General features: G+C 63.7%; 27 protein-coding genes. 8 read left to right on the forward strand and 19 right to left on the reverse strand.

The window, feature by feature from the left end:
* Window positions 1–68 precede the first annotated feature (68 nt).
* Window positions 69–668, reverse strand: a complete 600-nt coding sequence (locus tag AC5ZH6_RS23490; RefSeq protein WP_006371832.1) for a DNA-3-methyladenine glycosylase I — start codon at window positions 666–668, stop codon at window positions 69–71.
* Between the two features lie 453 nt (window positions 669–1,121).
* Between AC5ZH6_RS23490 and AC5ZH6_RS23495 the strand changes: the two genes are divergently transcribed.
* Window positions 1,122–2,705 (forward strand): HNH endonuclease signature motif containing protein, encoded by a 1,584-nt coding sequence (locus tag AC5ZH6_RS23495; protein WP_455410314.1) that lies wholly within the window; start codon window positions 1,122–1,124, stop codon window positions 2,703–2,705.
* A 245-nt stretch (window positions 2,706–2,950) separates the two neighbouring features.
* On the opposite strand, the gene clpB is transcribed toward AC5ZH6_RS23495, so the two are convergent.
* The 7 genes from clpB to AC5ZH6_RS23530 form a co-directional block, all read right to left on the reverse strand.
* Window positions 2,951–5,503: an ATP-dependent chaperone ClpB gene (clpB, locus tag AC5ZH6_RS23500; RefSeq protein ID WP_211543568.1), complete on the reverse strand. Its 2,553-nt coding sequence runs from the start codon at window positions 5,501–5,503 to the stop codon at window positions 2,951–2,953.
* Window positions 5,504–5,623: 120 nt separating this feature from the next.
* On the reverse strand, window positions 5,624–5,869 hold the full coding sequence (locus tag AC5ZH6_RS23505) for a hypothetical protein (RefSeq protein WP_211543566.1): 246 nt from the start codon (window positions 5,867–5,869) through the stop codon (window positions 5,624–5,626).
* 286 nt (window positions 5,870–6,155) lie between these two features.
* Window positions 6,156–6,503, reverse strand: a complete 348-nt coding sequence (locus AC5ZH6_RS23510; RefSeq protein ID WP_249154873.1) for a COG4705 family protein — start codon at window positions 6,501–6,503, stop codon at window positions 6,156–6,158.
* The gene (locus tag AC5ZH6_RS23515) at window positions 6,493–7,140 is read right to left on the reverse strand and encodes a phosphatase PAP2 family protein (RefSeq protein WP_288336021.1); all 648 of its coding nucleotides are present in this window, start codon (window positions 7,138–7,140) and stop codon (window positions 6,493–6,495) included. Before AC5ZH6_RS23515 ends, AC5ZH6_RS23510 begins: the two co-directional genes overlap by 11 nt.
* A 505-nt stretch (window positions 7,141–7,645) precedes the next feature.
* Complete coding sequence (locus tag AC5ZH6_RS23520) at window positions 7,646–8,506, reverse strand: COG4705 family protein (RefSeq protein WP_035728596.1); 861 nt, start codon at window positions 8,504–8,506, stop codon at window positions 7,646–7,648.
* Window positions 8,507–8,674: 168 nt separating this feature from the next.
* A complete protein-coding gene (locus AC5ZH6_RS23525; protein ID WP_006371816.1) occupies window positions 8,675–10,087 on the reverse strand; it encodes a sensor histidine kinase in 1,413 nt (470 codons plus the stop codon).
* Window positions 10,088–10,121: 34 nt separating this feature from the next.
* On the reverse strand, window positions 10,122–10,760 hold the full coding sequence (locus tag AC5ZH6_RS23530; protein ID WP_288336024.1) for a VTT domain-containing protein: 639 nt from the start codon (window positions 10,758–10,760) through the stop codon (window positions 10,122–10,124).
* A 119-nt stretch (window positions 10,761–10,879) separates the two neighbouring features.
* Here AC5ZH6_RS23530 and AC5ZH6_RS23535 point away from each other — a divergent pair, with 119 nt between their 5' ends.
* Entirely contained in the window at window positions 10,880–11,635 is a 756-nt protein-coding gene (locus AC5ZH6_RS23535; protein ID WP_014361635.1) for an ABC transporter permease, read from the forward strand.
* A 206-nt stretch (window positions 11,636–11,841) separates the two neighbouring features.
* On the opposite strand, the gene AC5ZH6_RS23540 is transcribed toward AC5ZH6_RS23535, so the two are convergent.
* Window positions 11,842–12,675 carry a COG4705 family protein gene (locus tag AC5ZH6_RS23540; protein WP_288336029.1) on the reverse strand — a complete coding sequence of 278 codons (834 nt, stop codon included), beginning with the start codon at window positions 12,673–12,675 and terminating at the stop codon, window positions 11,842–11,844.
* Between the two features lie 200 nt (window positions 12,676–12,875).
* Here AC5ZH6_RS23540 and AC5ZH6_RS23545 point away from each other — a divergent pair, with 200 nt between their 5' ends.
* On the forward strand, window positions 12,876–13,547 hold the full coding sequence (locus tag AC5ZH6_RS23545) for a metal-dependent transcriptional regulator (RefSeq protein ID WP_288336130.1): 672 nt from the start codon (window positions 12,876–12,878) through the stop codon (window positions 13,545–13,547).
* An 18-nt stretch (window positions 13,548–13,565) separates the two neighbouring features.
* Here AC5ZH6_RS23545 and AC5ZH6_RS23550 read toward each other — a convergent pair whose 3' ends face one another.
* From AC5ZH6_RS23550 to efeB, 4 genes are all read right to left on the reverse strand, one after another.
* Complete coding sequence (locus tag AC5ZH6_RS23550; RefSeq protein WP_288336031.1) at window positions 13,566–14,246, reverse strand: metal-dependent transcriptional regulator; 681 nt, start codon at window positions 14,244–14,246, stop codon at window positions 13,566–13,568.
* A gap of 154 nt (window positions 14,247–14,400) precedes the next feature.
* On the reverse strand, window positions 14,401–15,570 hold the full coding sequence (efeO, locus tag AC5ZH6_RS23555; protein ID WP_455410360.1) for an iron uptake system protein EfeO: 1,170 nt from the start codon (window positions 15,568–15,570) through the stop codon (window positions 14,401–14,403).
* 57 nt (window positions 15,571–15,627) lie between these two features.
* Window positions 15,628–16,545, reverse strand: coding sequence for an iron uptake transporter permease EfeU (efeU, locus tag AC5ZH6_RS23560; protein WP_288336035.1), 918 nt, complete (start codon window positions 16,543–16,545; stop codon window positions 15,628–15,630).
* A gap of 57 nt (window positions 16,546–16,602) precedes the next feature.
* A complete protein-coding gene (gene efeB / locus AC5ZH6_RS23565; protein ID WP_288336037.1) occupies window positions 16,603–17,910 on the reverse strand; it encodes an iron uptake transporter deferrochelatase/peroxidase subunit in 1,308 nt (435 codons plus the stop codon).
* A gap of 130 nt (window positions 17,911–18,040) precedes the next feature.
* Between efeB and AC5ZH6_RS23570 the strand changes: the two genes are divergently transcribed.
* Complete coding sequence (locus AC5ZH6_RS23570) at window positions 18,041–19,408, forward strand: ATP-binding protein (protein ID WP_020169909.1); 1,368 nt, start codon at window positions 18,041–18,043, stop codon at window positions 19,406–19,408.
* Here AC5ZH6_RS23570 and AC5ZH6_RS23575 read toward each other — a convergent pair.
* The 4 genes from AC5ZH6_RS23575 to AC5ZH6_RS23590 all read right to left on the reverse strand — a co-directional run bounded on the left by AC5ZH6_RS23575 (window position 19,405) and on the right by AC5ZH6_RS23590 (window position 21,195).
* A complete protein-coding gene (locus AC5ZH6_RS23575) occupies window positions 19,405–20,085 on the reverse strand; it encodes a response regulator transcription factor (RefSeq protein ID WP_026919844.1) in 681 nt (226 codons plus the stop codon). The two genes, AC5ZH6_RS23570 and AC5ZH6_RS23575, sit on opposite strands and share 4 nt — an antisense overlap.
* A 40-nt stretch (window positions 20,086–20,125) precedes the next feature.
* Complete coding sequence (locus AC5ZH6_RS23580) at window positions 20,126–20,395, reverse strand: hypothetical protein (protein ID WP_288336042.1); 270 nt, start codon at window positions 20,393–20,395, stop codon at window positions 20,126–20,128.
* Entirely contained in the window at window positions 20,383–20,826 is a 444-nt protein-coding gene (locus AC5ZH6_RS23585) for a metal-dependent transcriptional regulator (protein WP_253194080.1), read from the reverse strand. The genes AC5ZH6_RS23580 and AC5ZH6_RS23585 overlap by 13 nt, the downstream gene beginning before the upstream one ends.
* A 111-nt stretch (window positions 20,827–20,937) precedes the next feature.
* Window positions 20,938–21,195, reverse strand: coding sequence for a hypothetical protein (locus AC5ZH6_RS23590; RefSeq protein ID WP_370530154.1), 258 nt, complete (start codon window positions 21,193–21,195; stop codon window positions 20,938–20,940).
* Window positions 21,196–21,202: 7 nt separating this feature from the next.
* Between AC5ZH6_RS23590 and AC5ZH6_RS23595 the strand changes: the two genes are divergently transcribed.
* The 3 genes from AC5ZH6_RS23595 to AC5ZH6_RS23605 are packed head-to-tail and all read left to right on the forward strand — an operon-like array spanning window position 21,203 to window position 22,364.
* Window positions 21,203–21,397 carry an ABC transporter permease subunit gene (locus AC5ZH6_RS23595; protein ID WP_020169905.1) on the forward strand — a complete coding sequence of 65 codons (195 nt, stop codon included), beginning with the start codon at window positions 21,203–21,205 and terminating at the stop codon, window positions 21,395–21,397.
* Window positions 21,394–22,155 (forward strand): ABC transporter permease subunit, encoded by a 762-nt coding sequence (locus AC5ZH6_RS23600; protein WP_288336045.1) that lies wholly within the window; start codon window positions 21,394–21,396, stop codon window positions 22,153–22,155. Before AC5ZH6_RS23595 ends, AC5ZH6_RS23600 begins: the two co-directional genes overlap by 4 nt.
* Complete coding sequence (locus AC5ZH6_RS23605; RefSeq protein WP_288336131.1) at window positions 22,119–22,364, forward strand: ABC transporter ATP-binding protein; 246 nt, start codon at window positions 22,119–22,121, stop codon at window positions 22,362–22,364. The genes AC5ZH6_RS23600 and AC5ZH6_RS23605 overlap by 37 nt, the downstream gene beginning before the upstream one ends.
* 355 nt (window positions 22,365–22,719) lie before the next feature.
* On the opposite strand, the gene AC5ZH6_RS23610 is transcribed toward AC5ZH6_RS23605, so the two are convergent.
* Both AC5ZH6_RS23610 and AC5ZH6_RS23615 read right to left on the reverse strand, forming a co-directional pair.
* Window positions 22,720–23,115 (reverse strand): DedA family protein, encoded by a 396-nt coding sequence (locus AC5ZH6_RS23610; protein ID WP_288336048.1) that lies wholly within the window; start codon window positions 23,113–23,115, stop codon window positions 22,720–22,722.
* 117 nt (window positions 23,116–23,232) lie between these two features.
* Window positions 23,233–24,069: an undecaprenyl-diphosphate phosphatase gene (locus AC5ZH6_RS23615; protein ID WP_079930998.1), complete on the reverse strand. Its 837-nt coding sequence runs from the start codon at window positions 24,067–24,069 to the stop codon at window positions 23,233–23,235.
* Between the two features lie 220 nt (window positions 24,070–24,289).
* On the opposite strand from AC5ZH6_RS23615, the gene AC5ZH6_RS23620 reads away from it, so the two are divergent.
* Complete coding sequence (locus tag AC5ZH6_RS23620; RefSeq protein ID WP_079930999.1) at window positions 24,290–24,736, forward strand: DUF1707 SHOCT-like domain-containing protein; 447 nt, start codon at window positions 24,290–24,292, stop codon at window positions 24,734–24,736.
* Window positions 24,737–25,374: the final 638 nt, after the last annotated feature.

Here is a 25,374-nt window from a genome sequence, read left to right on the forward strand (position 1 = left end):
CCTATCTGGATACAACTGTTACCAAATGTGACGCTACTCTCACGCCCTGCCGTCGGTCAACGATCACCTCACGCCGGTCGCGGGTGTGCGGAGATCGCGGCATCGACGACCGGCCGGATCGCACAGTCGAACGCATGGTCGTTGACGAATCCGGCGGCCTGCATCAGCGCGAACATCGTCGTCGGCCCGACGAACCGCCACCCGAGCTTCTTGAGATCCTTCGACAGCGCCAGCGATTCGGGAGAGGTCGTCATCGAGCCCGGCACATGGTCCCGGTCGGGTGCGTACCGCCAGAAGAACGCCTCGAGCGAGCCCTCGGCGTCGATGAGATCCTCGGCGTGGCGCGCATTGTTGATCGACGCCTCGATCTTGCCGCGATGCCGGATGATGCCCGCGTCACCGAGAAGCCGCGCCACGTCGGCCTCACCGAAGCGAGCAACCGTCGCAATGTCGAAGCCACTGAACGCTTTCCGAAAGTTCTCCCGTTTGGTGAGGATGGTCCGCCAGCTCAGCCCCGACTGGAATCCCTCGAGACACACCCGCTCAAACAGGGCGGTATCCCCCGACAGCGGGAATCCCCATTCGGTGTCGTGGTAGGTGGTCTCGGGCTCCCGAGCCGCCCAGGTACAACGGGAGATCCCGTCGTCCCCGACGATCACATCCGACATTCCACTCTCCTCGCGTTCCACCCGGCGAACGTATCTGTCGGGTCCGACAAATCGATCGTAGCCACCGAGAGGCCTGCGACTTTTCGCTATGGCACTACCACTCTCAGCTCGAACACGCCGACGGAGGATCGAGGCCCGCCCTACGGATGGTCAAAGCGGTAGGGCGACGGCCCTGTTCCTCCCGGTGGCCCCGCACTTCCGCCACCCGATGTTCGACCGTTCCTCCCCGGTGGTCGAGGTGCGAGCCGCGTGCGGCGAGCCTCGAGACCCGGCGAGATGACAAGCATCGCAACCACATCCACTACCCACTCGACGCAATCGAGCGCCCACTCGACGCGTCGGAAAAAAGTTGTCCACAGATTTCTCGAGCCGCGCGATCGCCGGACCGGTTTTGTCGGTACCCCTTCGTACACTTGTTCTCATCAAGTCCGATCGCGGGGGGAGGTTGTTCCGATGTCGAGTCAGCTGACGTTCACCGATCCGGATGCCGACACTGCCGCGATCACAGCAATGTCGCGCGATGAACTCACCGAAACCGGCCCGGACCTGCTACGCGAGTCCCGCAAATACGAAGCCCGGACAGTGCTGGCAGCCGCCGCACTGGCAGAGCGGGTATTTCACGAGCATCTGGCCGATCGGCCCGAGACCGGTGTGTGGGGTTCGGTCGTCGAGCATGCCGAGAGACTCGGCCGGGCCGAAGTATCGTTGCAGTTCAAGGTCTCCCGTAGCAAAGCCGGGAGTTGGATAGCGCTGGCGGACCTCCTGGAGAAGCTACCGCTGATCCGTGCCGCCTATCTGAATGGGGAACTGTCCACGAATCGGGCTTCGATCATGGCGCGCGCCGCCCAACGTGGCGCGGACACCGAGACCGACAGCGACACCGACAGCGACAGCACCGACGGTGACGAGTCCGAGATGTCGTTCGAAGAGATCGTCCTGGATTACGGATCCCGCGCCACCACCGACCCAGTGCTCTCGCAACAACTCGACGCCGCACTGATCTCGATGAACCCCGACAGCGTTATCGAGGACCGCGACACCATCACCGACCTGGTGGGAAACGTCACCATCACCCCCGACGTTGCCGGGCACTCCGCTCTCGACGCGGTCGTCCCCGCCCATTACGGGGTATTCCTCACCACCCAGATCGAGGCGCTGATCGATGAACGCACCTGCCGCAAAGACCCCCGCCGCGTGGGGTCGCTGCGGGTCATCGCACTGGGTGAGATCACCGGCGTACCCGGCGCTCGGCTCGACTGCCAATGCGGCTTGGCCGATTGCGCCAAGGGCCGTCCTGGCGACAGGAACGACTCCGCCGGAACACCCGCTGACGCCGACAACGCGGCAGCGTGGGACGACCTGTTGCCGGAACCTGTCGCCGCCGACGCTCCTGAAGTCGAGTTGGTGGAGCCGGTCGTCGAACCCGAGATACCCGACCCGATGGATGAGCCGACGCCGGAGGAGGTGCCGGTGGCATTTGGGCGGGCCCTGGTGGTGCCCGGCGCACCTGTGTTGACGGTGTTGAAGGACCCGGACGGGATTCTCGTGCCCCGGTTGCAGGGATACGGGCCCATCGACCATGACTACGCCACCACCCTCGCCCAGATAGCGAAAACCATCCACTACCCCGAATCCGCCCGGGCCGCGGGACCACTCATCCCGCAGATCGCCGACCGACCCCAGGCGCCGCCGGCGGATCCGACCGGACACGGCGGTCACACCGTGCCACCCCCTGGGGCATTGACGTATGCACCCAGCGCCACACTGCGCGCTGAGGTGCTGGCCAACGACGCCTGGTGCCGATACCCCTACTGCGGGATGCCGTCACACCTGTGCGACCTCGACCACTGGCGACCGTTCAACCACACCGACCCCGAGGCCGGAGGCTGGACAGTGCTCGGCGACCTGATCCCGCTATGTCGGGCCGATCACCAACGCAAACACCTCGCCGAATGGGTACCGACGCTCTACACCGACCGACGGGTGGAGTGGCGGAACCGACCGAGTGGGCAGGTGATTGTCACCTACCCACGGTGACGGTCGCTTCGTCTGTGGGGTGGAACCAGCTGTGGCTCAACGGGTCTCGAGGATCCTCGCTGGCGCTCGTCGCACCTCGACCACCAGAGAATGGCTCCTCGACCACCAGAAAAAGACACCTCGACCACCAGGGAAAGGGCGCCTCGACCATCGGAGGAAGGGTTCTCGACCATCAGAAAAAGCGCACCCGAAGATGAGAGATGGGCTGCCCCACCGCAGTGGGACAGCCCATCTCTTGGGTGAAATCAGCCGAGCACCAACGACTCTCCGTCGGCGCTGACGTTGACCGGAACGATGTCACCGTCGCGGATGTCACCGGCCAGCAGGGCTCGGGCGAGCTGGTCGCCGATGGCCTGCTGCACCAGACGCCGTAGCGGCCGGGCACCGTAGAGCGGGTCGAATCCGCGCTCGGCCAGCCATTCCTTGGCCTTCGGCGTGACCTGCAGTTCCAGTCGACGCTGCGCCAGCCGCTTCTGCAGTTGTGCCAGTTGGATGTCGACGATGGACACCAATTCCTCGGGGCTGAGCGCATCGAAGATCACCACGTCATCGAGACGATTGATGAACTCCGGCTTGAATGCCGCCCGCACCGCCGCCATCACGTGATCGGCGTCGCCGCCGGACCCCAGGTTGGAGGTCAGGATCAGGATGGTGTTGCGGAAGTCGACCGTGCGGCCCTGGCCGTCGGTCAGGCGTCCTTCGTCGAGGACCTGCAGCAGGATGTCGAAGACGTCCGGGTGCGCCTTTTCGACCTCGTCGAAGAGCACCACCGTGTACGGCCGACGACGCACCGCCTCGGTCAGCTGACCTCCCTGCTCGTACCCGACGTAGCCCGGAGGGGCACCGACAAGTCGTGCCACGGCGTGCTTTTCGCCGTACTCACTCATATCGATGCGCACCATCGCGCGCTCGTCGTCGAACATGAACTCCGCCAACGCCTTGGCCAGCTCGGTCTTGCCGACGCCGGTCGGTCCGAGGAAGAGGAACGATCCGAGCGGCCGGTTGGGGTCGGCAACCCCGGCACGTGCACGACGCACCGCATCCGAGACCGCCACCACGGCGGCTTGCTGCCCGACGACCCGGCGCCCGAGTTCTTGTTCCATGCGAAGCAGTTTGGCGGTTTCTCCCTCGAGCATCTTGCCCGCGGGGATACCCGTCCACGCCGACACGACCTGCGCGACGTCGTCGGGACCGACCTCCTCCTGCAGCATCACGTCCTGGTCGGGATCGGTGCCGGTCTTCTCGATCGCGGCCTCGAGTTCCTTCTCCAAACCCGGGATTCGGCCGTAACGGAGCTCTGCAGCCCGTCCGAGATCACCGTCACGCTCGGCGCGATCGGCTTCTCCACGAAGGTTTTCCAGCTGTTCCTTGACGTCGCGGACGGCGTCGATGGCGGTCTTCTCCGACTGCCAGCGCGCCGAGAGCTCGTTGAGCTTCTCGCGCTGGTCGGCCAGTTCCTGACGCAACTTCTCCAGCCGGTCCTTGCTCGCCTCATCGTGCTCCTTCTCCAGCGCGACCTCTTCGACCTCGAGGCGTCGGACGACACGCTCGACCTCGTCGATCTCGACGGGGCGCGAGTCGATCTCCATCCGCAACCGCGAGGCGGCCTCGTCGACGAGGTCGATCGCCTTGTCGGGGAGGAATCGCGAGGTGATGTAGCGGTCGGAAAGCGTTGCCGCAGCGACCAATGCGGAGTCGGTGATGCGCACGCCGTGGTGCACCTCGTAGCGCTCCTTGAGGCCGCGAAGAATACCGATGGCGTCCTCGACGCTCGGCTCCCCGACGTAGACCTGCTGGAAGCGGCGCTCGAGCGCAGCGTCCTTCTCGATGTACTTGCGGTACTCCTCGAGCGTGGTCGCACCGACCAGCCGCAGCTCGCCACGGGCCAGCATCGGCTTGATCATGTTGCCCGCGTCCATCGCGGATTCGCCGGTGGCACCGGCGCCGACGATGGTGTGCAGCTCATCGATGAAGGTGATGACCTGACCGGCCGAACCCTTGATCTCGTCGAGCACGGCCTTGAGCCGCTCCTCGAACTCGCCGCGATACTTCGCGCCGGCAACCATCGAACCGAGGTCCAGCGAGATGACGGTCTTGTTGCGCAACGACTCCGGCACATCGCCCTCGACGATGCGCTGGGCGAGCCCCTCGACGATGGCGGTCTTGCCGACGCCGGGCTCACCGATGAGGACCGGGTTGTTCTTGGTCCGGCGGGAGAGCACCTGCACGACGCGACGGATCTCGGTGTCGCGGCCGATGACCGGGTCCAGTTTGCCCTCTCGGGCGGCCTTGGTCAGGTCGGTGGAGTACTTCTCCAGCGCCTGATAGGTCGACTCCGGGTCCTCGGAGGTCACCCGGGCGTTGCCGCGCACGGCGACGAAGGCCTCGCGCAATGCCTGCGGTGTCGCACCGGCGTTGTGCAGCAGTTTGGCGACCTCGGAGTCGCCGGTCGCGAGGCCGACGACGAGGTGTTCGGTCGAGACGTACTCGTCGTTCAATTCGGTCGCGAGCTGCTGGGCGGCACTGACCGCGGCGATCGACTCGCGTGACAGTTGCGGCTGAGCGCTGGCGCTGGCCACCGTCGGCGCGCGATCGACCATGCCCTGGGCCTGCGTACGAACAGTCGACGGATCGACCCCCACCGCCTTGAGCAGCGGCGAGGCAATGCCGTCGGACTGGTCGAGCAGAGCGACCAGGATATGGGCGGGACGCACGTCGGGGTTACCAGCAGCGGCCGCCGCCTGCACCGCAGCGCTCAACGCCTGCTGTGTCTTGGTGGTCGGGGTGAAGCTGTCCACTTCGGGTGCACCTTTCTCTACGTTCTTAAGTCGGTACGGCTCAAGTATGGCCGTTCGACTCCTAGAACGCGAGCAAGGTTGAGTGCATTCCGCTCAATTTATGCAGCTTGGTGATATGGGTCACACTCGGTGAGTGCCGCGCGCGGTCAAAGTCTGCGCATGCATCCATGCGGAGGTCTTGTCGGCGGTCGTCGCGTACCCCGGCGCGCCCAGGGCCCGGCTATAGGACGCGCCGGCGACGAACATGGTGGCGGCGACTGCGATCGCGGCGAACACCGCGACGCTCGACGTTGCGCGCCGACCGGACGCCACCGGACCGCGGACGCGGACGCGGACGTAACGACCTCGGCCGCGCCCCCGCGTCATCGCCGAACCTGCTGAGCAAGGCGCGGACTGATCAGACCGGCTGTGAGCCGTGTGAACACCCATCCGACCATTGCTGCGGCAACAACCGCGATCCCGTAGATACCGTCAACGGCGGACGAGAGGGCCGCGGGTTCAGTCGGACTCGGCTTGGCCACGCACCCCACGAGAACTGCAAGAGCGAATGTGAGCACGGTAGCGGTGACCGTGAACAGGGCTGCGATAGTCGGTGTGAGCGGAGCGTACGAATCGTGGTGGTCCTCCTGCGGATGGACCGGGCGCGGATTGATCATGAAACAGCCGTCGATCGAGCGGCGGTACGCGCCGTATGTTGTTCGATCCGGTCGATGTGGGTCACGCTGAGGTACACCACGAGAGGAATCATCACGACCAGAAATACAAGGTTGGTCACGGTGGTACCCACACCGAAGCCACCGGCGTCGCGGGGTTGGGTCAGCAAGTCACCCAAGGAGGCCCCCAGCGGACGAGTGACGATAAAGGCGGCCCAGAATGCCAGCACGGCATTGAGACGAATCAGGTAATGAGAGGTGGTAGTCGCAGCGATAATGGCCGCAACGATGAGCAGCGACGTGATGTAGCCCAGTGCGAGTTTCTCGGCGATACCATCAGCGTCCATGGAGCGCAGCCTCTTTCGTTGCGAGAGGATCGGTGGGCCGAGCCCAAATCGGGAGTCGGTTGGGGAACTGCCGTTGTGCTTGGCGGAGGCCAGCATGCACCAATCGGGGAGCGGTGAGCGCTGCAGCGGTGGCTACGGCCATCGCCGCAATAACGTCGCTTAACCAATGCACGCCCAGATAGAGCCGCGTGAGTGCGGCGATAAGGGTGATCGCCATGGCAAGTGTGACAGCGAGCCTCCGAACCGTTTGCGACGCAGTGGCTGTGACGACCAGAGCAGTCGTCAGCGCCAATCCCGCTGTGCCGGTGACATGTCCGGACGGATATGAGTACGTCATCTCGGTGATGCCGGGGTGGTAGTACATGGGTGGGCGGGGGCGGGCGACAACCAGTTTGATCAATTCAGTGATCATCGCTGCTCCGACGACCCCTGTGACAACTGCCAGCGCACGTTCGACCGACCGGTCACGCACGATCAGTATCGCGGCCACCACAACTGACCACAGACTTACCAGCAGCGGGCCAAACAGATACGACACCGTCGACACCGCCTCCAGGGGTGCGACGCGGTGTCCGGCGATCCAGTTCATCACCGCACCGTCGATCCAGAAGGGCCCACCGTCGTAGGCCAGGCCCACCCCAAAGATGCACACTGCAGCGATGAGCAGCGGGGGTAGTTGTGCTCGCCACCAGGAGATTCTCATGTCGATCATGCTGACCCGCAGATGCTTAGGGGACACTGAGCTGCGCTTAGTGGTGCGCCCGGCGCGGAGTTATGGTCCGTCCATAAACTGTATTCCTCGCGTTAATATTGATCGACTTCCCCGAATGGCTTAATTGACCCTTTCATATAGCCCGTTCTTGAGCTGTCATGACAGAGACTCAACGGTAATAACTCGTGGAACCACTAAACGGACAATATCATTCTCGGGCGGCTCGGATATGACGCAGTCGAACTTGACGGCAATCGCTGTGAGCTTCTGACCTTTTCCGAACACCTCGGTCAGCGGATCGCCCGCACGACTTGACCCGCAGAGTCGGGAGCCGGTGACGATACGGAGCGCGACTTCGTTGGTGCGCAAGCTGAACCGAGCAGTGTCGTCACACCGAGACCGGCCCCACCGTAAATGAACTGCCGCCGGTTCACCGGTCACCACCTGTGCGCAGGACCGGTCGGTTGGGGTCGTCCCGACGCGTTCTCCAGAGGACCAGAACGAGAATCGCGGCAAGAGCGACTGAGCCCAGAGCAACCACCCCGTCTCCCCAACCGATCCCGACCGGGGAAGGCTTGCCGAGCCAATCGGCGATCGATGCACCCAACGGCCTGGTGAGGATATACGCTGCCCAGAATGCAACGATACTGTTGAGGCGCAGGAACTTCCACGCAACTCCGGGTACCACGATGAGCGCCGCGTACAGCACGATCGAACCCCCGAATCCCAGACCGAGGAAGAACGCACTCCAGTCCCCCAGCGCCGTGCCCAGGGCAAACGTCAGAAGAACCGTCCCCCAATAGAAGAGCTCGCGTCGGCGCGTGGTGATGTCATGAATGCTGAGAGTCCCTTCGCTGCGATACCACAGCACCATCCACACACCCAGAACGACGGCATAGAAAAGGCTCGTCACCGTGGTGGACACACCGACCGCGTGCAGCCCATCTGCGCCGACCGTACCGAATATCGCGATCGCTGCGACCGCACTCCAGTACGTGGGGGCGTGGTAGCGACGGGCACGTAGCTGCCTCACCATGGCCACCGCCACCGCGATGACACCGACCAGCACAGGCAATGCGATGCTGAACTTTGCCAGAAAATCCGACATCGCCTCGCCCATACCGGTGGTGATCACCTTGACCACCCAGAACGAGACGCCGATGAGCGGAACCTTCAAACCCAAGGGCTCGTCGAGAAAGCCCGAAACGCCCGGATCAGTGCGGTCACGATATGCGGAACGACCGGTACCAGACGGTTCGGTCGACTCGAGTGCGGGATCGGTCATGATCATCCGTTCTGCTTCTCATCAGCGAAAGGGTGCGTGTCAACCCAGCATCCACCCCGATCCTCGGGGCAGCCTGCGACTCGGCTGTGCGCCGCACAACCTCATTGCACCCAAAAGTACGGTCGGCCAACTTGTTCCGGCAACCAGACTTACGCCAATCGGACTCAGCGCGGCTTAATGTTGTGACACGGGCACGATGCACCGCAGCGGAAGGGTGAATCCCACCGAAGCGCCACCCATTGCCGAATCGTCGATGATGACTTCGCCGCCATGCGCGTGGATGATCTCGGCCGTGATGGCCAATCCCAGCCCTGCTTGCCCGGCGGTCCGGGAACGAGCGGGGTCCAAACGGACGAATCGATCGATGACTCTCGACTTGTCGGCATCGGCGATGCCGGGACCGTCGTCGGACACCAAGACCCGCACCGTATCTGTCGGGGATTCGGTAGTCATCTCGACGACCAGCCTGCTTCTCGCATGACGCGCACCGTTGTCGATGATGTTGCGCAGTGCACGCCGAACCTTTTCGGAATCCGCGTTGAGCTGTACAGGCACAACCGCCGCCTCGATGTCGAGGGCGGAGATGGCCTCCAGCCGGGCGACCTCCTCGCTCAACAGATCGTCGAGGTCCACAGAGCTCACTCGGAGCTGGAGGCCGCGCTCATCCGAGCGCGCCAGAAGCAGAAGGTCGGCAACCATATGTTGCAGACGCTGCGCCTCGGGAAACAACACCGTCGACGCGGTATCCGCATCGATCGGTTCCCTGGTGACGCGGCACAGGTCGAGCAGCCCGACCACGGTCGTCAATGGGCTGTTCAGTTCATGAGAGGCGTCGTTTACGAATCGCAATTGCTGCGTTCGAGCGGTCTCAATTCGATCGAGCATGGCATTCATGGTTGATGCGAGAGTCGCGATCTCGTCCCCGGTACCGGGGACGGGAACGCGATGGGCGAGGTCACCTCCGGAGATCGCATCGACGCGCCGCCGAATGTCATCGACCGGCCGTAGCGCACGACCGACGAAGTGGTGGGTCAGCAGTGCCATACCGATCACCACGAGTGGGAACACGATTGCGCAGATCAACGCCACGGCTCCGACTGCAGCATGAATGGGTCCCTCGGCGGCGCCGACCTCGATGGTGAGTTCCCCGTCGGGTGTGGCGACCTGCGTGGTCGCGAGCCGTAGATCATGCGCCTGCACGCGTGACACATCGCCGTCGTGACGCGACGGGTCCCGGGTCGTCGGGTTCGCGGCGGCCTGCGACAGAGTCGGGTTGCTGCTCAGCCGTACTCGGCCCGACGAGTCGATGACCGTTATGACGGCGATGTTGTCGCCGTTCGTCATCATCGAGCGATCGATCCCGGCGATCCCCTCGTCGGTCGCCGCCGCTGCGATCTGTTCGGCGCGGGCCGACGTGGCCGAATCGGCATCATCGACGAGGACGTGCCGGAACAGCACGATGATGAGAAGTCCCGCGACCGCGAGGGTCGCAGCGACCAACCCGGCGGCGACCACCGTCAGCCGCATCCGCACCGGACGGCATCGAGTCCAGAGCTGCGCTACCAGCGCGTTGGCCGTCCGGACCATGTACCGTCCGCTGTCAGACCCGACAGTGTCGACCTCAGACCGCCGAAGACGCACGGCGCACCCGCCTCGCGCGAATGGCCTTGATGATCAACGGCGCTACAGAGGCCACCACGATCACCACGAAAATGGGCTCGATCAACTTTTGCACGACCGCGAACTGGCCCAGCCAGTATCCCAACATGGTGACGACGGTCGTCCAGGTGACCGCACCGATCACGTTGTAGGCCAAGTACGTTCGGTGGCGCATGCCAGCGGCTCCGGCGACGATCGGGGTGAGTGTTCGCACGACGGGCACGAACCGGGCGAGCACGACCGTCGCCGAACCTCGTCGCTGGAAGAACTCATGCGCGTCGTCGACGTAACTCTGCTTCAGGATCCTGTTGCCGGGACCGAACCAACGGGTACCTACTGTCCGACCGATGGCGAAACCAACTTCGGCTCCGACAATTGCGGCCAGTGGCGCGAGCAGCAACACCTGCCATAGCTGCGCGAATGCATCGACCCCGTCCTTCCCGCCGGCGGCGATCACCATCCCGACCACGAACAGCAACGAGTCTCCCGGCAGAACCGGGAAGAGAATCCCTGACTCGACAGCGAGGACCAGGAGTAGCCCGACCAACGCCCACGAGCCGAAGTAACCCAGTAGTGTGACCGGATCGAGGATTCCCGTCATCGATCAACCTCCCAATCAGTGTGTGGCGACGCTGTTCTCATTCGCCGAGCCAAATCTACGAGCGCGCGGCTTAAGGCGCGCTTAGTGTCTTCAGACACCGACATCGAAGGGGCCGTCTCGTGACTGACCGAACCGCGACGTTGATTCACCTCGGTCCGGCGCTCGTGGTGGGCGTGCTGGTACTGATCGCCATCGCCATCGCTGTCAACTGGACCACGAGTGCGGTCCTCGCTCGCGACACGGCCGTCGCATCGATTCGCGCCGTTGTCCAATTGGCCGCGCTGGCCGCGATCCTTGCCGTGGTCATCACCCGGTTGCCGGCGGCGTTGGCTTTCGTCGGGGTCATGGCCGTCGTTGCGTCCTGGACTTCGGCGAGTCGTGTCGTCGCTCACCGTCCGTCCCCTCGTCAGGTCGTGACGTGCCTTGTGCCCGTTGCCGTACCGACCATGCTCGTCGTGGCCTGCTTCGTCGCTGTGGGAGTGATTCCCGCAACCGGCATCGCGATCATCCCCACCACCGGAATCATGTTCGGCGGTGCGATGAATACCACGTCATTGGCAGGCCGCCGCGCTCACGACGAGTTGGTCAGTCGTCATGGGGAGGCGGACGCCGCACGGGCACTGGGCTTCCCCGAACGCGACGCCCGGCTGGAGATCATTCGCACCGCGGCATCCTCGGCACTCATCCCCGGTCTGGACCAAACCCGATCCGTCGGACTGGTGACCATTCCCGGCGCCTTCGTCGGGATGGTTCTCGGCGGCGCGTCGACGACAACGGCGGCGATCATGCAGTTGTTCGTTCTCATCTCACTGCTTGCCGTCAGCTCAATCGCAATGGCAGCAACGGTGGAATTGATTGCCCGCGAACATTTATGACTCTGACTGCGAACGTCTATGACCGCGTGAGCGCTGTGACAAAGCTCAGCGTGGTCGTCCGACATGTCGCCGAACGCCCACCCAGCCGACGAAATCGGGCAACCAATCTGCGTCCGAGAAATGTGGCAGGACCAAGGCCACTGTGACCAGGAGCACCACACAGATTGCACCGATCCAGAGGGCCCTCTTGAGCAGCGCGCGCGCACTCACCTCCGTACCCGCGCCTCTCGCGCCACACCGTCGCGGACATCGTCCTCGATTCGGTCAACACGGGACATCGTCAGGTAGGCCACCAGTCCGACCATCACCATCAGGAACACGATGTTGACGAGAGTCGAATCAATGGCGAGTCCGCCGACATCGGCAGGTTGGGTCAACAGATCGCCGAGTGACGCGCCGAGCGGACGCGTGACGATATATGCGGCCCAAAAGGCCACCACTGCAGTGAGACCGAGAAACCGATGGCACAGATAGATGGCTGCGATGACCACGGCGAAGCAGACCAGTGACGTCCGATATCCGAGGCCCATGCGCTCGGCGATGAGGTCGCCGGCGGCAGTGCCGAGCGCGAAAGTCGTGAGGATCGTGGCCCAGTAGAACCCTTCGCGGCGGCGGGTACGGATCGAGTGGATGGACAGTGTCCGTTCCACCCCGTACCACAAGGCCAGCAGCAGGATCAGAATCGCGGCGAACACGGCTGTCGACACTTCCAGCGGGACTCCCCAGTGGTCGGTGAGGTTGTCGGTGATCAGCGTGCCGGCAACACTGATGACCAGCACACACCACCAATAGATCGCGGGGACGTAGCTTCGCACACCGAACTGAGCGAAGAGCGCGACCACCAACAGGGCACCGGTTATCACGGACGTGAATTGCAGCCCGAATCCCAGGGTCATGTTGAGATAGTCCGCAGCCGTCTCACCCACCGTCGTGGCAAGGATCTTGATGATCCAGAAGTAGATGGTGACCTCGGGAACCTTGCTCAACCCCACGCCGTGTGGTGGTTCGCTGGACGGATTCGACGCTCGACCGCTCTTCATGCCCACCACCCTGCTCGCGCATCGCTTAGTGGAGGCTGAGCACAGTTGAGACGCGAATGCGACCCGCGGCTGAGAACTGACTGAGTGCAGCTTGCGGCGCTGATTCTCGTCCGTAATGTCGATTCCATCGTCGCCCACGCCCATGATCAGCGGATGCCGCCTCGACAGGAGGAACCAACGTGGACAGCCCTGAACCACCCGTGAGCCCGGCCGGGATCAATTGTCTGCGAACGATATACAACCTCATGGAGGACAGCGTCCCGCTGCGCCGGATCCGTGTGGCGCAGCGGCTCGGTGTCGCTGGTTCGACCATCTCCGAGACCGTCGCTCGACTGCAGGAACACGGGTTGCTGACGACGACACCGGACAACCTGATCGAACTCACGCCCGCCGGCCACCGTATCGCCGCCTCCGTCGTACGCCGGCACCGTCTTGCCGAGCGCATGCTGACCGACATTCTCGGGGTACCCGTGTCGCGCGTGCATTCCGAAGCAATACGGTGGGAACAGGTCATCAACGACGACACCGAACGTGCGATCAGCAATCTCGTGGACGGTTCGGTGAAGTCCCCGTGGGGGAACCCCATTCCGTCGGCGGACGATGGCGAGGAGAACCGAGTGGTGCCGGCGCACACCGGAACATCGTTGACCGAGTTGGTCGCCGGGCGTGCGCCCACCGATGTCATCGTCGAATCCATTTCCGAGGAAGCTCAGAATGATCCGGATACGGTGCGCGCGTTGGTAAATGCCGGGATCGTCCCCGGGTCTCGCATCACGGCTGTCGCGCGGCGTTCACACTATCTACTTCGCGGCACCCATGCCTACGAATTGCCTACCGACAGCGCCCATCTCATCCACGTTGTCAGAATGTGAACTCACCTGAGCCACCGATCACGTCTGCACCACGACTCTGATCGCATGGACGTACTTCGTCGGGATCTCCAACTTGTCGAGACCGTGGACGATGTAGCACCCGGCCGCAGAGCGGACGCGTGCAGGAGCCCCCGGGATGATGCCGGCCGCGATGAGCGCGTCGATCATCCCGGAGTCGCCCTGCGCATCCTCAGAGATCGACCTGATCGTGACACGACAGTCGTGCGGAGGTGTCCCGAGTTCATCGAGTCGCTGCCCCGGCAGCACGATGTCCGTATCCTCGCGACGTGGGTCGAGCCCGGGAATCGGTAGCCCCCAGGGAGAGTCGAGGTCGCCCAGTAGTCTTGCGGCTATGCCACGTTCGGCATCGTCACTGAGAACGTGCTCCCATCGCAACGCCTCATCATGAGCACGTACGATCGGAACGTCGAGCAGATCGACGAGCATCCGTTCGGCGAGCCGATGCCGTCGGGTGACCGACTCGGCGATCTCGAACCCGTCGGAGGTCAGCGTGATCAGTTGATCGTCTCCGACGCTGATCAGATCGTCACGCACCAGTCGCAGGACGGCCTTGGTCACCGTTGGGCCCGCCTGTCCGAGCCGGTCGCGCAGGCGAGCGCGACGGACCGGAACACCGTCTTCGATGAGGTTGTACACAGTGCGGAGATAGGCCTCGATGGCACTGCTGACCTGCCTCATCGGCGTTGACTCTCCTTTCGCGCCGATCACAATCGACATCGCGCACGGTAGATCAGTGGTGTGCCGAGCCCTAATCGCTCTCAGCGGGCACCAAGCTTTCTGTCCCAGGCGATGGAGGGACACACTTGCTTCGCAAGTGCGTCCCTCCACGGCGTCACGTCCCGAGTACGATTCCCGGCACTTGCGACAATGAAGCCGACAGGGCATCGATCTTGTTGGACAGATCTTTTCTCTGTTCCGCATCGACCTGGGTGTAGGTGACGTAACCGTCGCCGTCGCGGAATCGGTTGATCGTCGCTCGCACGTCGGCGAACTGGGCGGTGATCTTGTTCATCAGATCCGGGTTCTTCGCGCTGATCATCGGCTGCATCTCGGCGATGAGTGTTTCCGACCCATCAAGGTTCGCCGCAAAGTCCCAGAGGTCGGAGTGCGAGTACCGGTCCTCTTCACCGTTGACCTTGGTGCGCGCAACCTCATCGATCAGGGCCTGTGGACCGGCGACGAATTGTCTTGTCTCAAATGAGAAGTCCGGCTTGTCGATTTCATTACGCAGCTTTGTCACATCGGCGACCAGTCCGTCGGCGACCTCGGCAATGCTCGTGGCATTGTCGGTGGCTTTGGCGTTGGCGGCGTCGGCCGGCGCGATCTGGCCCTCGGCGTCACCGATCTCGGACGCCGCAGGCGGCCACAAGTAGCGTTCGATGCGGTGGAATCCGGTGAACGACTGCGAGCCGTTCTCGGTATCGTCCCAACGCATGTCGATCGCCGGGTCCAGATCGGGGAACGATTCGGCGACCGGCTCGATACGTTCGTAGAAGGTGCGAACCCGACCGAACTCCGCACGGGCGGCAGCGAGGTCACCACTTTTGACTGCAGCCACGAACTGTTCGGTCTGCGACTGCAATCCGGCCGCCTGGCCGCGAACATAGTCGAGGTACCGGGCCTTGGCGGCGTTCACGTCGGCGGGTGCGTCGGTCTTCTGCTTCTTCTCGCCCGACACCGTGATCTTCTTCTCGATACCGGTCCCCACCATGCCCGGTTTGCAGGCAACGGTGTAGGTGCCAGGATCGGTGATCTCGACCGTCAGGTTCCCCGACAGTCCTGGGCCGATGTTCTCGACCTCGCCGAGTACCCGATTGTTGTTGGCGTACACATAGAATTCGGTGACCTTGGAGCCTGAGTTGGCGACTTTGAAGGACACGTTGCCGGTCTGTGCGGTCGAACTCGACAGGTCACACGTGTCTGCGGTCGAGGTCACCTCGATGCTGCCGGTACCGGAGTCCTTGGACGTGCAGGCAGCGAGCACAGCAGGCACGCCCACCATTACTGCCACCACCGCCACCGGCGTGGCGAGTGTTCTCTTCACCTCGAACATTTCCTTTCAGTGACCGGCGTCTGGAGTTGCCGGAGTCTGGGAGGTCTCGGCATCGCGGGCGCCGGCTGCGGGCCGCGCGATGCGGTTGGACCGAACAAACAGCGACAGGACAACGCCGACATAGGCCGCCCAGGCCACCACCTGTAGCACCGTCGGATCGGGTCGGAAGTTGAAGATTCCCGCCAGGAGCGTTCCATACCAAGAGGATTGGTCGAAAACAGCGGAGATGTCGAACGCGAGGTTCGTCCCACCCGGTAACCATCCGACGGTCTGGAGGGCGTGCACGCCGTATCCGAGAATTCCGGCGGCGACGAAGATGAGAAAGACACCGGTATAGAGGAAGAATGCATGAAAGTTGAGGTTGACCGCTCCGCGGTAGAGTCCGACGGTGAGTGCGACGGCCACCGCGACGCCGATGACCAACCCCAACAATGGCCAGAGTCCGCCGGAGACGCTGTCGGCGTAGCCGACCATCAGCAATGCGGTCTCGAACCCTTCTCGACCCACCGCGAGAAACGCCAGGCCGTACACCGCGAACCGGCCTCTCGTCAGCGCCGTGGACATGCCCGACTTGAGGTCGGCGGAGATGTGCGCGGAGGCCTTGCTCATCCACAACAGCATCGATGTGACGATCACGACCGCCACCAGCGACGCGACTCCCGCGATGAGCTCGGCACCGAGCGTGCTGACGGTCGAGGTCCCGAAGTGGATCACCAGGAAGATGATCACCACCATCGCGACCGCCGTGGCGACACCGGCCCACACCCACTTCAAGGCGTCACGGCGATCAGCCTTGACCAGGAATGCGATCAATACCATGACGACGATGCCCGTTTCGAGCCCCTCGCGGAGCCCGATCAATCCGCTACCGAAGAGCTGGGCCGGAACGGATGGGCCGGCGAGAGACGTGTGAACGAGAGTCATGTCGGGGTTCCAATCGAGGCGCTGCTACTGGCGAGAACTGTTGAGGGAGAACGGCGCTCAGGCCTCGAACAGGCGTTGCCCCCACCATTCGTCTGTGGAGAGTCCAGGAGGACAGGCGAAGAGCGCCGACCCGTTGTGCGTGATGTACTCATTCATTGCATCCTTGGCTGCCAGCGCGCGTTGCATCGGCACGAACTGGCTTCGCGGATCACGGCAATAGGCGATGAAGAACAACCCGGCGTCGAGATGTCCGAACCCGTCGGAGCCGTCGGTGAAGTTGTAGCCACGCCGAAGGATCTGTACGCCGTCGAGATTGTCCGGGTGCGCCAGCCGCACGTGCGCCGTGCGGGCGATGACGGGCGCACTACCGTTGGTGATGTTGAAGTCGGGCCGGTCGAATTCTGCGGCTTGTCCGAGTGGTGCTCCGGTTCCCTTACTGCGTCCGATCACCAGTTCTTGCTCGGACAGTGATGCACGATCCCACGTCTCGATGCGCATCCGGATCCGGCGGGCCACCAGGTAGCTCCCACCGGTCATCCATGCGGCCGAGTTGCGTTGGTCGGGATCGTTGTTGTCCGAGTTCGCGACCCACACCCAGCGGTCCGACGTAGCCGTGTCCTCGGACTTGATGTTGGCAGTACCGTCCTTGAAGCCGAACATGTTTCGCGGAGTCTCTTGAGCGGCGCTGGTGCTGGAGGTGCGGCCGAAGCCAAGCTGCGACCAGCGCACGCTGACCACGCCGAAACCCATCCGAGCGAGATTGCGCACTGCATGCACCGCCACCTGGGGATCGTCGGAGCACGCCTGGATGCAGATGTCACCACCGCACCGCGCCGGATCGAGCTGATCACCGACGAACGCGGGCAGCGGTGTCAGGGCCGCCGGCCGCCGGCTGGCCAGACCAAACCTGTCGGAACGCGTGGGGTCGCTCGCATCGGGACCGAACAGGGAGGGACCGAAACCTATCGTCAACGTCAACCGTGACGGCGAAAGATTCAGCGCCTCGCCGGTATCGGAAGGCGGAAGGTACGCGCCCTGACCGACCGCGCCGTCCGGCTCGGTTTCGAGCCCTCTGGTCATGCGTTCGGCCGCTGCGGTCCATGAGCGCAACAACGTGATGAGTTCGGTCTTGTCCTCGGTGATGACGTCGAAGGCCGCGAAATGCAGTCGGTCCTGTGCTGCGGTGGCGATTCCCGCCTGATGCGAACCGCGGAACTCCACCACACCGGGCGACGACTGCGCGGAGTGTCCTGCCATGACGACACCGCCGGCCCCAGCGGCTGCACCCACCGCGACACCGACCCCGGCGCCCAACACGGTGCGCCGTGACATCCCGGCCCATCGCGCGGTATTCATGAAGGGCATCCTTGCCTGAGTAAGCTTAGGAGACGCTGAGTAGGCAAGGTGCTGTGGAGTTGCGCGATTGCGTCTCGACAGTTTCTCGTGGTTTCCTTCGACCGTGCGGTCGCCGTTTTCAGGAGTTCATCGCCGGCTCTTGGGGTGGGTCCGTCCGGTCCGGATGCGACTGACACTCACCGCCACCGCCCTGGTCACCATCGCGCTCGCCATCGCTGCGATCGTCGTCGTCGAAGCCCTCCATCATGTGCTGTTGCGCAGTGCCGACGCCGCCACGTTCACTCGCGCGGAGCAGATTGCCACGCAATTGCGCACCAACGGGATTCAGGGAATCGACGAATCCCTGCTGACTGGAAGCCAGAACGTCGCGGTGATCCAGATTCTCGATTCGTCGGGCCGCATCCGTACGGTGAATGAACCCACGTACAACCGTCCGATGTCGGGCGCCCTCGCCCCTGGCGAACGACGAACGATCCATGGCGCGTACGCGACCGACACGACCGAGGAGTTCCAGACAGCAGGGCTCGGCGTTGCCTCACCTGACGGTCCGCTGACAGTCCTCGTCGGTGCCGCCGAGGACCCGATCAATCGCACGGTGGTCTTGGTTGCAATCCTGTGTTGCATCGTTTTCCCGGTCATCGTCATCGTCATGGCATTGCTGACATATTTCTCGACCGGGCGAGCCCTGCGACCCGTCGACTCCATTCGCCAACGCGTCGAGGAAATCTCCGGTGGTGACCTGAGTAGGCGTGTGCCGGTTCCCCAGACCGGCGACGAGGTGGCGCAACTCGCCGACACGATGAACGCCATGCTCGGCCGTATCGAAGAGTCGCGTCAACGACAGCTCCAATTCGTCAATGACGCTTCTCATGAGCTGAACAGTCCACTGACCACGCTGGTGGGGCTGCTCGATCTCGCGGGAAGCAAACAGCAACCCATCGATCCCGATACCGCGACCGACGTCATGCTGCCGGATGCGCTTCGGCTCCAACACATGGTCGCCGACCTACTCCTTCTCGCCCGTGCGGACGAGAGCGGGGTACCACTGCTTCTCGATGATGTCGACCTCGACGATCTGGTCAACTCCGAAGTTGTTCGACTCGAAGCCATCTCCGACCTGACTGTGACTGCACGTCTGGTCCCGACGAGAATCATCGGCGATGAGGAGAAGCTGCGTCGCGCGTTGCGCAACATCATCGACAACGCGTCCCGCCATGCGTACGGAAGGATCGCCGTCACGATGACGCGGACCGGACCCGATCATCGCGTCACCGTGATGGTCGGTGACGACGGTCCCGGCATTGCCGACGTGGACAAGTCGCGGGTCACCGAGCGCTTCGTGCGACTCGACGCGTCGCGTCAGCGCTTATCGGGAGGCTCCGGCCTCGGCTTGTCGATCGTCAGCGAGATCGTTCACGCCCATCGTGGGGAGACTGTGGTCCGGGACTCCGAATATGGTGGCGCGGCGGTCGGTTTCACGGTTCCCGTACCCACCTCGGAGGCCTAGCCTCCGCCGTCGGCGGCAAACCGGTAACCAACACCCCGGACGGTCTCGATGGACCGGCATCCGAATGGCGTGTCGATGCGCCGCCGCAGATAGCTCACGTACACCTCGACGACGTTGTCGTCGCCGTGGTAGTTGGCGTCCCACACCGAGGTCAGGATCTCGGCCTTGGTCACGACCTCGCCCTTGTGACGCATGAGGAACTCCAGTAGCGCGAACTCCTTGGGAGTCAATTTCAGGGTGGTGACACCACGGGCAACGGTATGCGCCGCCGGGTCGAGCGTGAGACTCCCCGCCTCCAGCACGGTCGGGCGCTCCGGCGCGCCCCGCCGTGCCAATGCGCGCATCCGGGCGATGAGAACCACGAAAGAAAAAGGCTTCGTGAGGTAGTCATCGGCACCGAAGTCGAACGCCTCGGCTTGATCGTACTCACCGTCCTTGGCGGTGAGCATCAGAATCGGCGTCCACACCCGCGCCTTCCGCAGTTCCCGAACCACTTCATAGCCGTTCAGTCGCGGCATCATGATGTCGAGGATGATCACGTCGTAGCGGTCCGTGGATGCGGCCTCGAGACCGGCCGCACCGTCGTGGACCACATCGACCACCCAGCCCTCGGCCAGCATCATCCGGCGCACTGTCTCCGCCACGTGACGATCGTCGTCGACTACCAGAACCCGCATCTGCCCACTCTTGCCTCGTTCGCCGAATTCATGAAGATGATCACACCGCACCATACGTTCCGGTTGCCTCGACGTGCACCGAACAGGCAATCGCAAGCGGAACCGTGGCCGAAGCGCGGGAATTCGCCAGTACCACTGCGCTTTTACCGATGGTCGCCATGATCTCGACACCCGGTTCGATCCCGTTGTCCAGAAGGGCTGCCAGCGCATCAACGTTGCTCTGCAAGTACTCGGAGAACCGGCGGATGACACAACGCGTCGGGGTGTGGAGTGGTAGCTCGGAGATCGGGGTACCGATCACCGCGGGCACGTCGGAGACCCGAGCATCGAGAGGCCCGGTATGGGATTGCCCCATGGGTCGGTCGCCGGATAGCCCAGCAACGGAACGAGCCGTCGCTCCACGTCATCGACCATCGCCTGCTGCCAGCCGCACGCGATCTCGTGAACATCGATGCGTGGAATCCCGATCATGTCGGCGAGCATTCGTTCGGCCAACCGGTGGCGACGCACCCGTGTCACCGCCAATCGGTTTCCGGATGGGGTGAGAACTATGCGCCGGTCCTCGGTGATCTGCACCAGGTCCGACTCACGCATCCGCTCGATCTTCTGGGACACCGCAGACTTGCTGTGTCCCAACCGCGAACTGATGCGCGCCCGGCGCGGCACAACGCGATCCTCGTCCAGCTCGAAGATGGTCTGAAGATAGCGTTCGGTTGCCTCACTGCGCTCCCTCGCGATCATCGACGAGGTAGCTGCGGCCGACGCGGTTGCCCCCGCAAGGTCTCCATGGTTGACCGATCCTCTCGGACGGTCGCTTAGGAGACGCTGAGTAAGCGCCGATCCCGTCTTGCGCTACCCGGGCGACGCACTGCCGGCGATGCGCTGCGCCGACCTGACGAACCGCATCAACATCAGGGCCGCGGTGGTGGCGAGACCGCACGTGAGTCCCCACCAGACCCCTGCCGCGTTCAGTCCGAGCGGGAAGGCCAGGATCAGTGCGGTGGGCACGCCGACTACCCAGTAGCCGATCAACGACAAGCGAAAGCCGGACACGGTATCGCCGAGCCCGCGCAGGAGTCCCACGCCGATCGCGGCGTCGCTCGCCACCACGGTCGGGATGGTTCTCGGGGGCGCTCTCGTCGTGGAGACGATCTTCAACTACCCCGGCGTCGGCGCGGTACTCGCCGGCGCGGTCACCGACCGCGATGCTCCGGTCGTGGCCGCGGTCGTGGCGCTGACGGGTGTGGTGATCACCGGTTTGTTGATTCTCGCTGATGCGTTGCGTACATGGGCCGTTCGGGGGCGAGCGTGAAGCGCGCGGTGTACCCGCGGTCGCCGTTGGCGAGGGTCGGTGTCCTGATCCCGGCCGGACTGATCATCGGCATGGCCCTGCTGGCGCCCGTGTTCGTCGACACGTCACAGACCGGGGGCGACATCCCCTTCACCGGGCCTTCGGCGAACAGCTGGCTGGGGACCGACCACCTGGGCCGGAACATGTTGCCGCAGTTGCTGGTCGGCGGCCGTGAGATCATCGTCGTGGCGATGACGATCGCCGTCGTCGTCACTTTCCTCGCCGCAATTCTCGGGACCACGGCAGCTCTGCGCCCCCGGCTGGGCGTCGTCATCGAACGGACGGTTGACGGCGCGATGCTGGTGCCACCCATCCTGGCCATCATGCTGGTGCTCTTGTCGTGGCCCGCCGGCGGTACCGTGGGCCTCGTCCTGGTGGCGGTACTCGTCGGAACTCCATACTCGGCGCGCGTGTTCGCCGCTGCGGCAGGCGGAGTGGCCGCGACCGGATATGTCGAGGTGGCCGTGGTCGGCGGGGAGAGCCTGCCGTATCTGGTCACTCGCGAGATCTTGCCGAACATTCGCGATACCACCCGCACCCAGCTCGGGCTGCGCTTCGTCGAGGCGATGTATCTGGTCAGTACTGCTGCTTTTCTCCAGCTCCCGGCGTCCCTGGGAGAGTCGAACTGGGCCTTGAACGCCACCCGCACGAACTGTCCGGCGGGCAACGGCAACGCGTCGCCATCGCGCGCGCTCTGGCAGCGCGATCCAGGGTACTGATCTGCGACGAGATCACCTCGGCCCTCGACACCGAAACCGCCCACGACGTCATGGACCTCATCGCCGAGGTGGCCGCGCAGCGTCGCATGGCTGTGGTCGTGATCAGTCATGACATCGACCTTCTCGAGCGTTACGCGACAACCGGATTTCTCATCGAGCAGGGCCGCATCACCGCTCACGGACCGATTCGAACGCGCCTCGGCATGTGACGGGCCGGCGAGCGCAAACAGTGTCCCTGCTTGGGCGAGACGTTGCGGTTGCGGCCGCCTCAGTGCCCGCACCGCCACATCCGACCGAACTGCGGCGCACCATCGATCATTCGTGACGGCGCGTCGTGTGCAGCCTTGATCGCGCGGTTCTTGTGTCAAGACGGAACGCCTTTGGCGAAATCCGCTGCGCGGCGACGAACCCTCAACACCCAATTGCCCAGCGCATACACGGCAGCGGCGCCCAGCAGCCCTCCCGAGACCGTCAGCATGGCAGATGCGCCGAGCGTGGTTCCGGCAAAGTAACCGAACGTGGACACTCCGGCAACCCAGACCACGCCGCCCACGACATTGCAGATCAGGTATGTCGCAACGGCATCGAGTACATGCCCGACACCAGCGGCACCAAAGAACGCAGAACTCCCACCCAACGTCCACCCACTACCGCTACGACGCCACGGCTCTTCGTCAGTCGTTCTGCTCTGCGCCAACGCGCTTCGCCAACGCGTCGGCCCATCGCGCTGGTGCGAATACGCGAACCGAGCGTGCGACCGAAGGCATATCCGAGGCAGTCACCGGCTATCGCGGCCACCAGCCCCACGCCCATGACACCGATCAATGTCGCGTGACCGGCGCCGGCGAGCGCAGCACCGGCGAGCAGCACCGTCTCGCCGGGTAGGACGAGACCGAGCAGCATGGCCGACTCACCGAAAACCAGCAGCCCGACGAGGCAATAGACGTACACAGCGGGCATGGTTGCGAGGGGCGGCGAACTGGTGAGACATACGACAAGCCTGCCCGGTCAACGTTGTGGGGCCGCTGAGAGTGCCTTGGCGTCACCTGCACACCGACTGTCAGGTGACTGCGCCGCTCAGGTGGCGGCCAGCACCCCGGTTGAGAGCAGGCCTATGAGTATGGCCCCCAGAAGGATTCGATATCCAACGAAGTAGGTGATGGGGTGGTGGCTCACGAAGCGGAGCAGCCAAGCGATCGTTGCGTAGGCCACAATCGCACTGACCAGTGTCGCGATCACAGTCGCCGTCCATCCGACTCCACCGGAGATGTCCGTCGCGGTGGTGGCAGCTTCGTAGCCGCCTGCAGCCGTGAGCGCGGGGATCGACAAGAAGAACGAGAGTCTGGTCGCTGCAACCCGATCAAGACCCAGAAACAGTCCTGCCGAGATGGTTGCCCCGGACCGAGACACCCCGGGGACCAGGGCGATGCACTGCACGGCACCGACAATGACCCCGTCACGGATCGTGATCCCCCGATCGCCGCGACGCTGTGTTGCCCATCGCTCGGCGGCGTACATCACCGCACTCCAGGCAATCAACGCGCCCGCAACCACCCAGAGACTCCGCAACGGACCCGCAACGACGTCCTTGGCGAGGAAGCCGATGACACCGATCGGCATCGAACCGACGATCACCGCCCACGCCAAGCGGTACTCCGGCTCGCGCCGAGCGCTTTCCGAAGTCAACCCTCGGCCCCACGTCGAGATCAACCTCACGATGTCGTGCCGGAAGTAGATGACCACGGCTGCGATAGCACCCACCTGAATGATGGCGGTGAAGGCGGTCACCGACGCGTCGTCGATCGTCAGTCCCATCAGTTCCTCGACAATCGTCAGGTGGCCGGTGCTCGACACCGGTAGGAACTCCGTGAGCCCCTCCACCACACCGAGTATCACTGCCTGGACGATGTTCAATGTGCGTCTCCTATCGGCGGGTGGCGGTAGCCAGGTCTCCGACATCAGATCAGACAGTTGCTGTGTCAACGCTGAGTCATCGCATCCTGAAAGCGCTCTCAGCCGTTGACAGCGAGGACTCAGTCGCCCGGTCGCATCATCGTGGTGAATCGCGATCCGCGACACTGCACCGACGAGCGGTCGGACCAGCGACTCATCGCCAGTCCACGAAAGGTCTTTCATGTCTGACACACCATCTACGGAAGCCGTCCAGAGCATCCGACTCAGGGCCTCATCACGCGACCGCGAAGACGCCGCCACCGTCCTGAGAGCCGCCATGGCAGACGGAATGCTCACCGTCACCGAGTTCGACGACCGCTCCTCGTCGGTGTACTCCGCAACCTACCGAGACGAAGTCGCCGATCTGACCGCCGACGTCGATCATGTCCAACACCTCGCGCGCACAAAACCGACCACTTCTTCCGAAGGCCGTATTCGCCACAGCCGCTCGCAGATCTCTGCATTACTGCTCGTATCGACCGGCTACCTGCTGCAGCACCGCCGCGTCGCGGTCGTCATCGGGTCCCTGTGCCTGCTGTTGCTGATGGGCGTGTCGGCCCTGACCGGGGGATGGATCCTCGACGGGCACGAGCACCACGCTGGAGACCTGCACCATGGTGACGAGTGACCACGCCAACGAAAACGGAGTCCTCCACCCTCCCGTGACGCATCTTTGCCGCTGCGCGAATATGCTTCCAGGGAAACATGATCCATCGTCGGATACCTGGAATACCGTACGCAGCCTTCCACGCACCCATGTGCTCGGCGACGCCCCCTGGGTCGCCCGGCAGTGCCACTCAGCTGCCGATCGCACCTCTGTGTCGACCGGTCCGACGGATTCTGATCTAGCCTGGACCTTCTGATGGCATTCGTGGCCTCGGCAGCTCCTCAGCAATCGATGTAGGTACTGCTACGTCTCTCATTCGTCGGTGCTACCCCCAGACGACCGACGAGAAGAAAAACGAGGAACGCGTCGAGGGCTTTGCTGCGAAAGTGCGTCGAGGCCTGTCTAGCAACGTCGTTCGCCCCATAATAGACCGCGCTGAGGCGGATAATGCGCGATTCGGTGTGGGTAACTACACCGATGACGCCGTGTCCGGGGCACAGCTGACCGTGCCCATCTCAAAGTCGACTTCGTCGAATATACATCGCCACCGACTGTCACCGCGCTGCCCCGAGACCGAAGTGAATGCACCCGTTGGACAGGACCAGTGGCGGGCCCAGCTGGTCACGAAGCGTGCACGACTCGACCCCAGCCGGGTAGCT

The organism is Gordonia sp. YC-XJ4 (assembly GCF_059511865.1).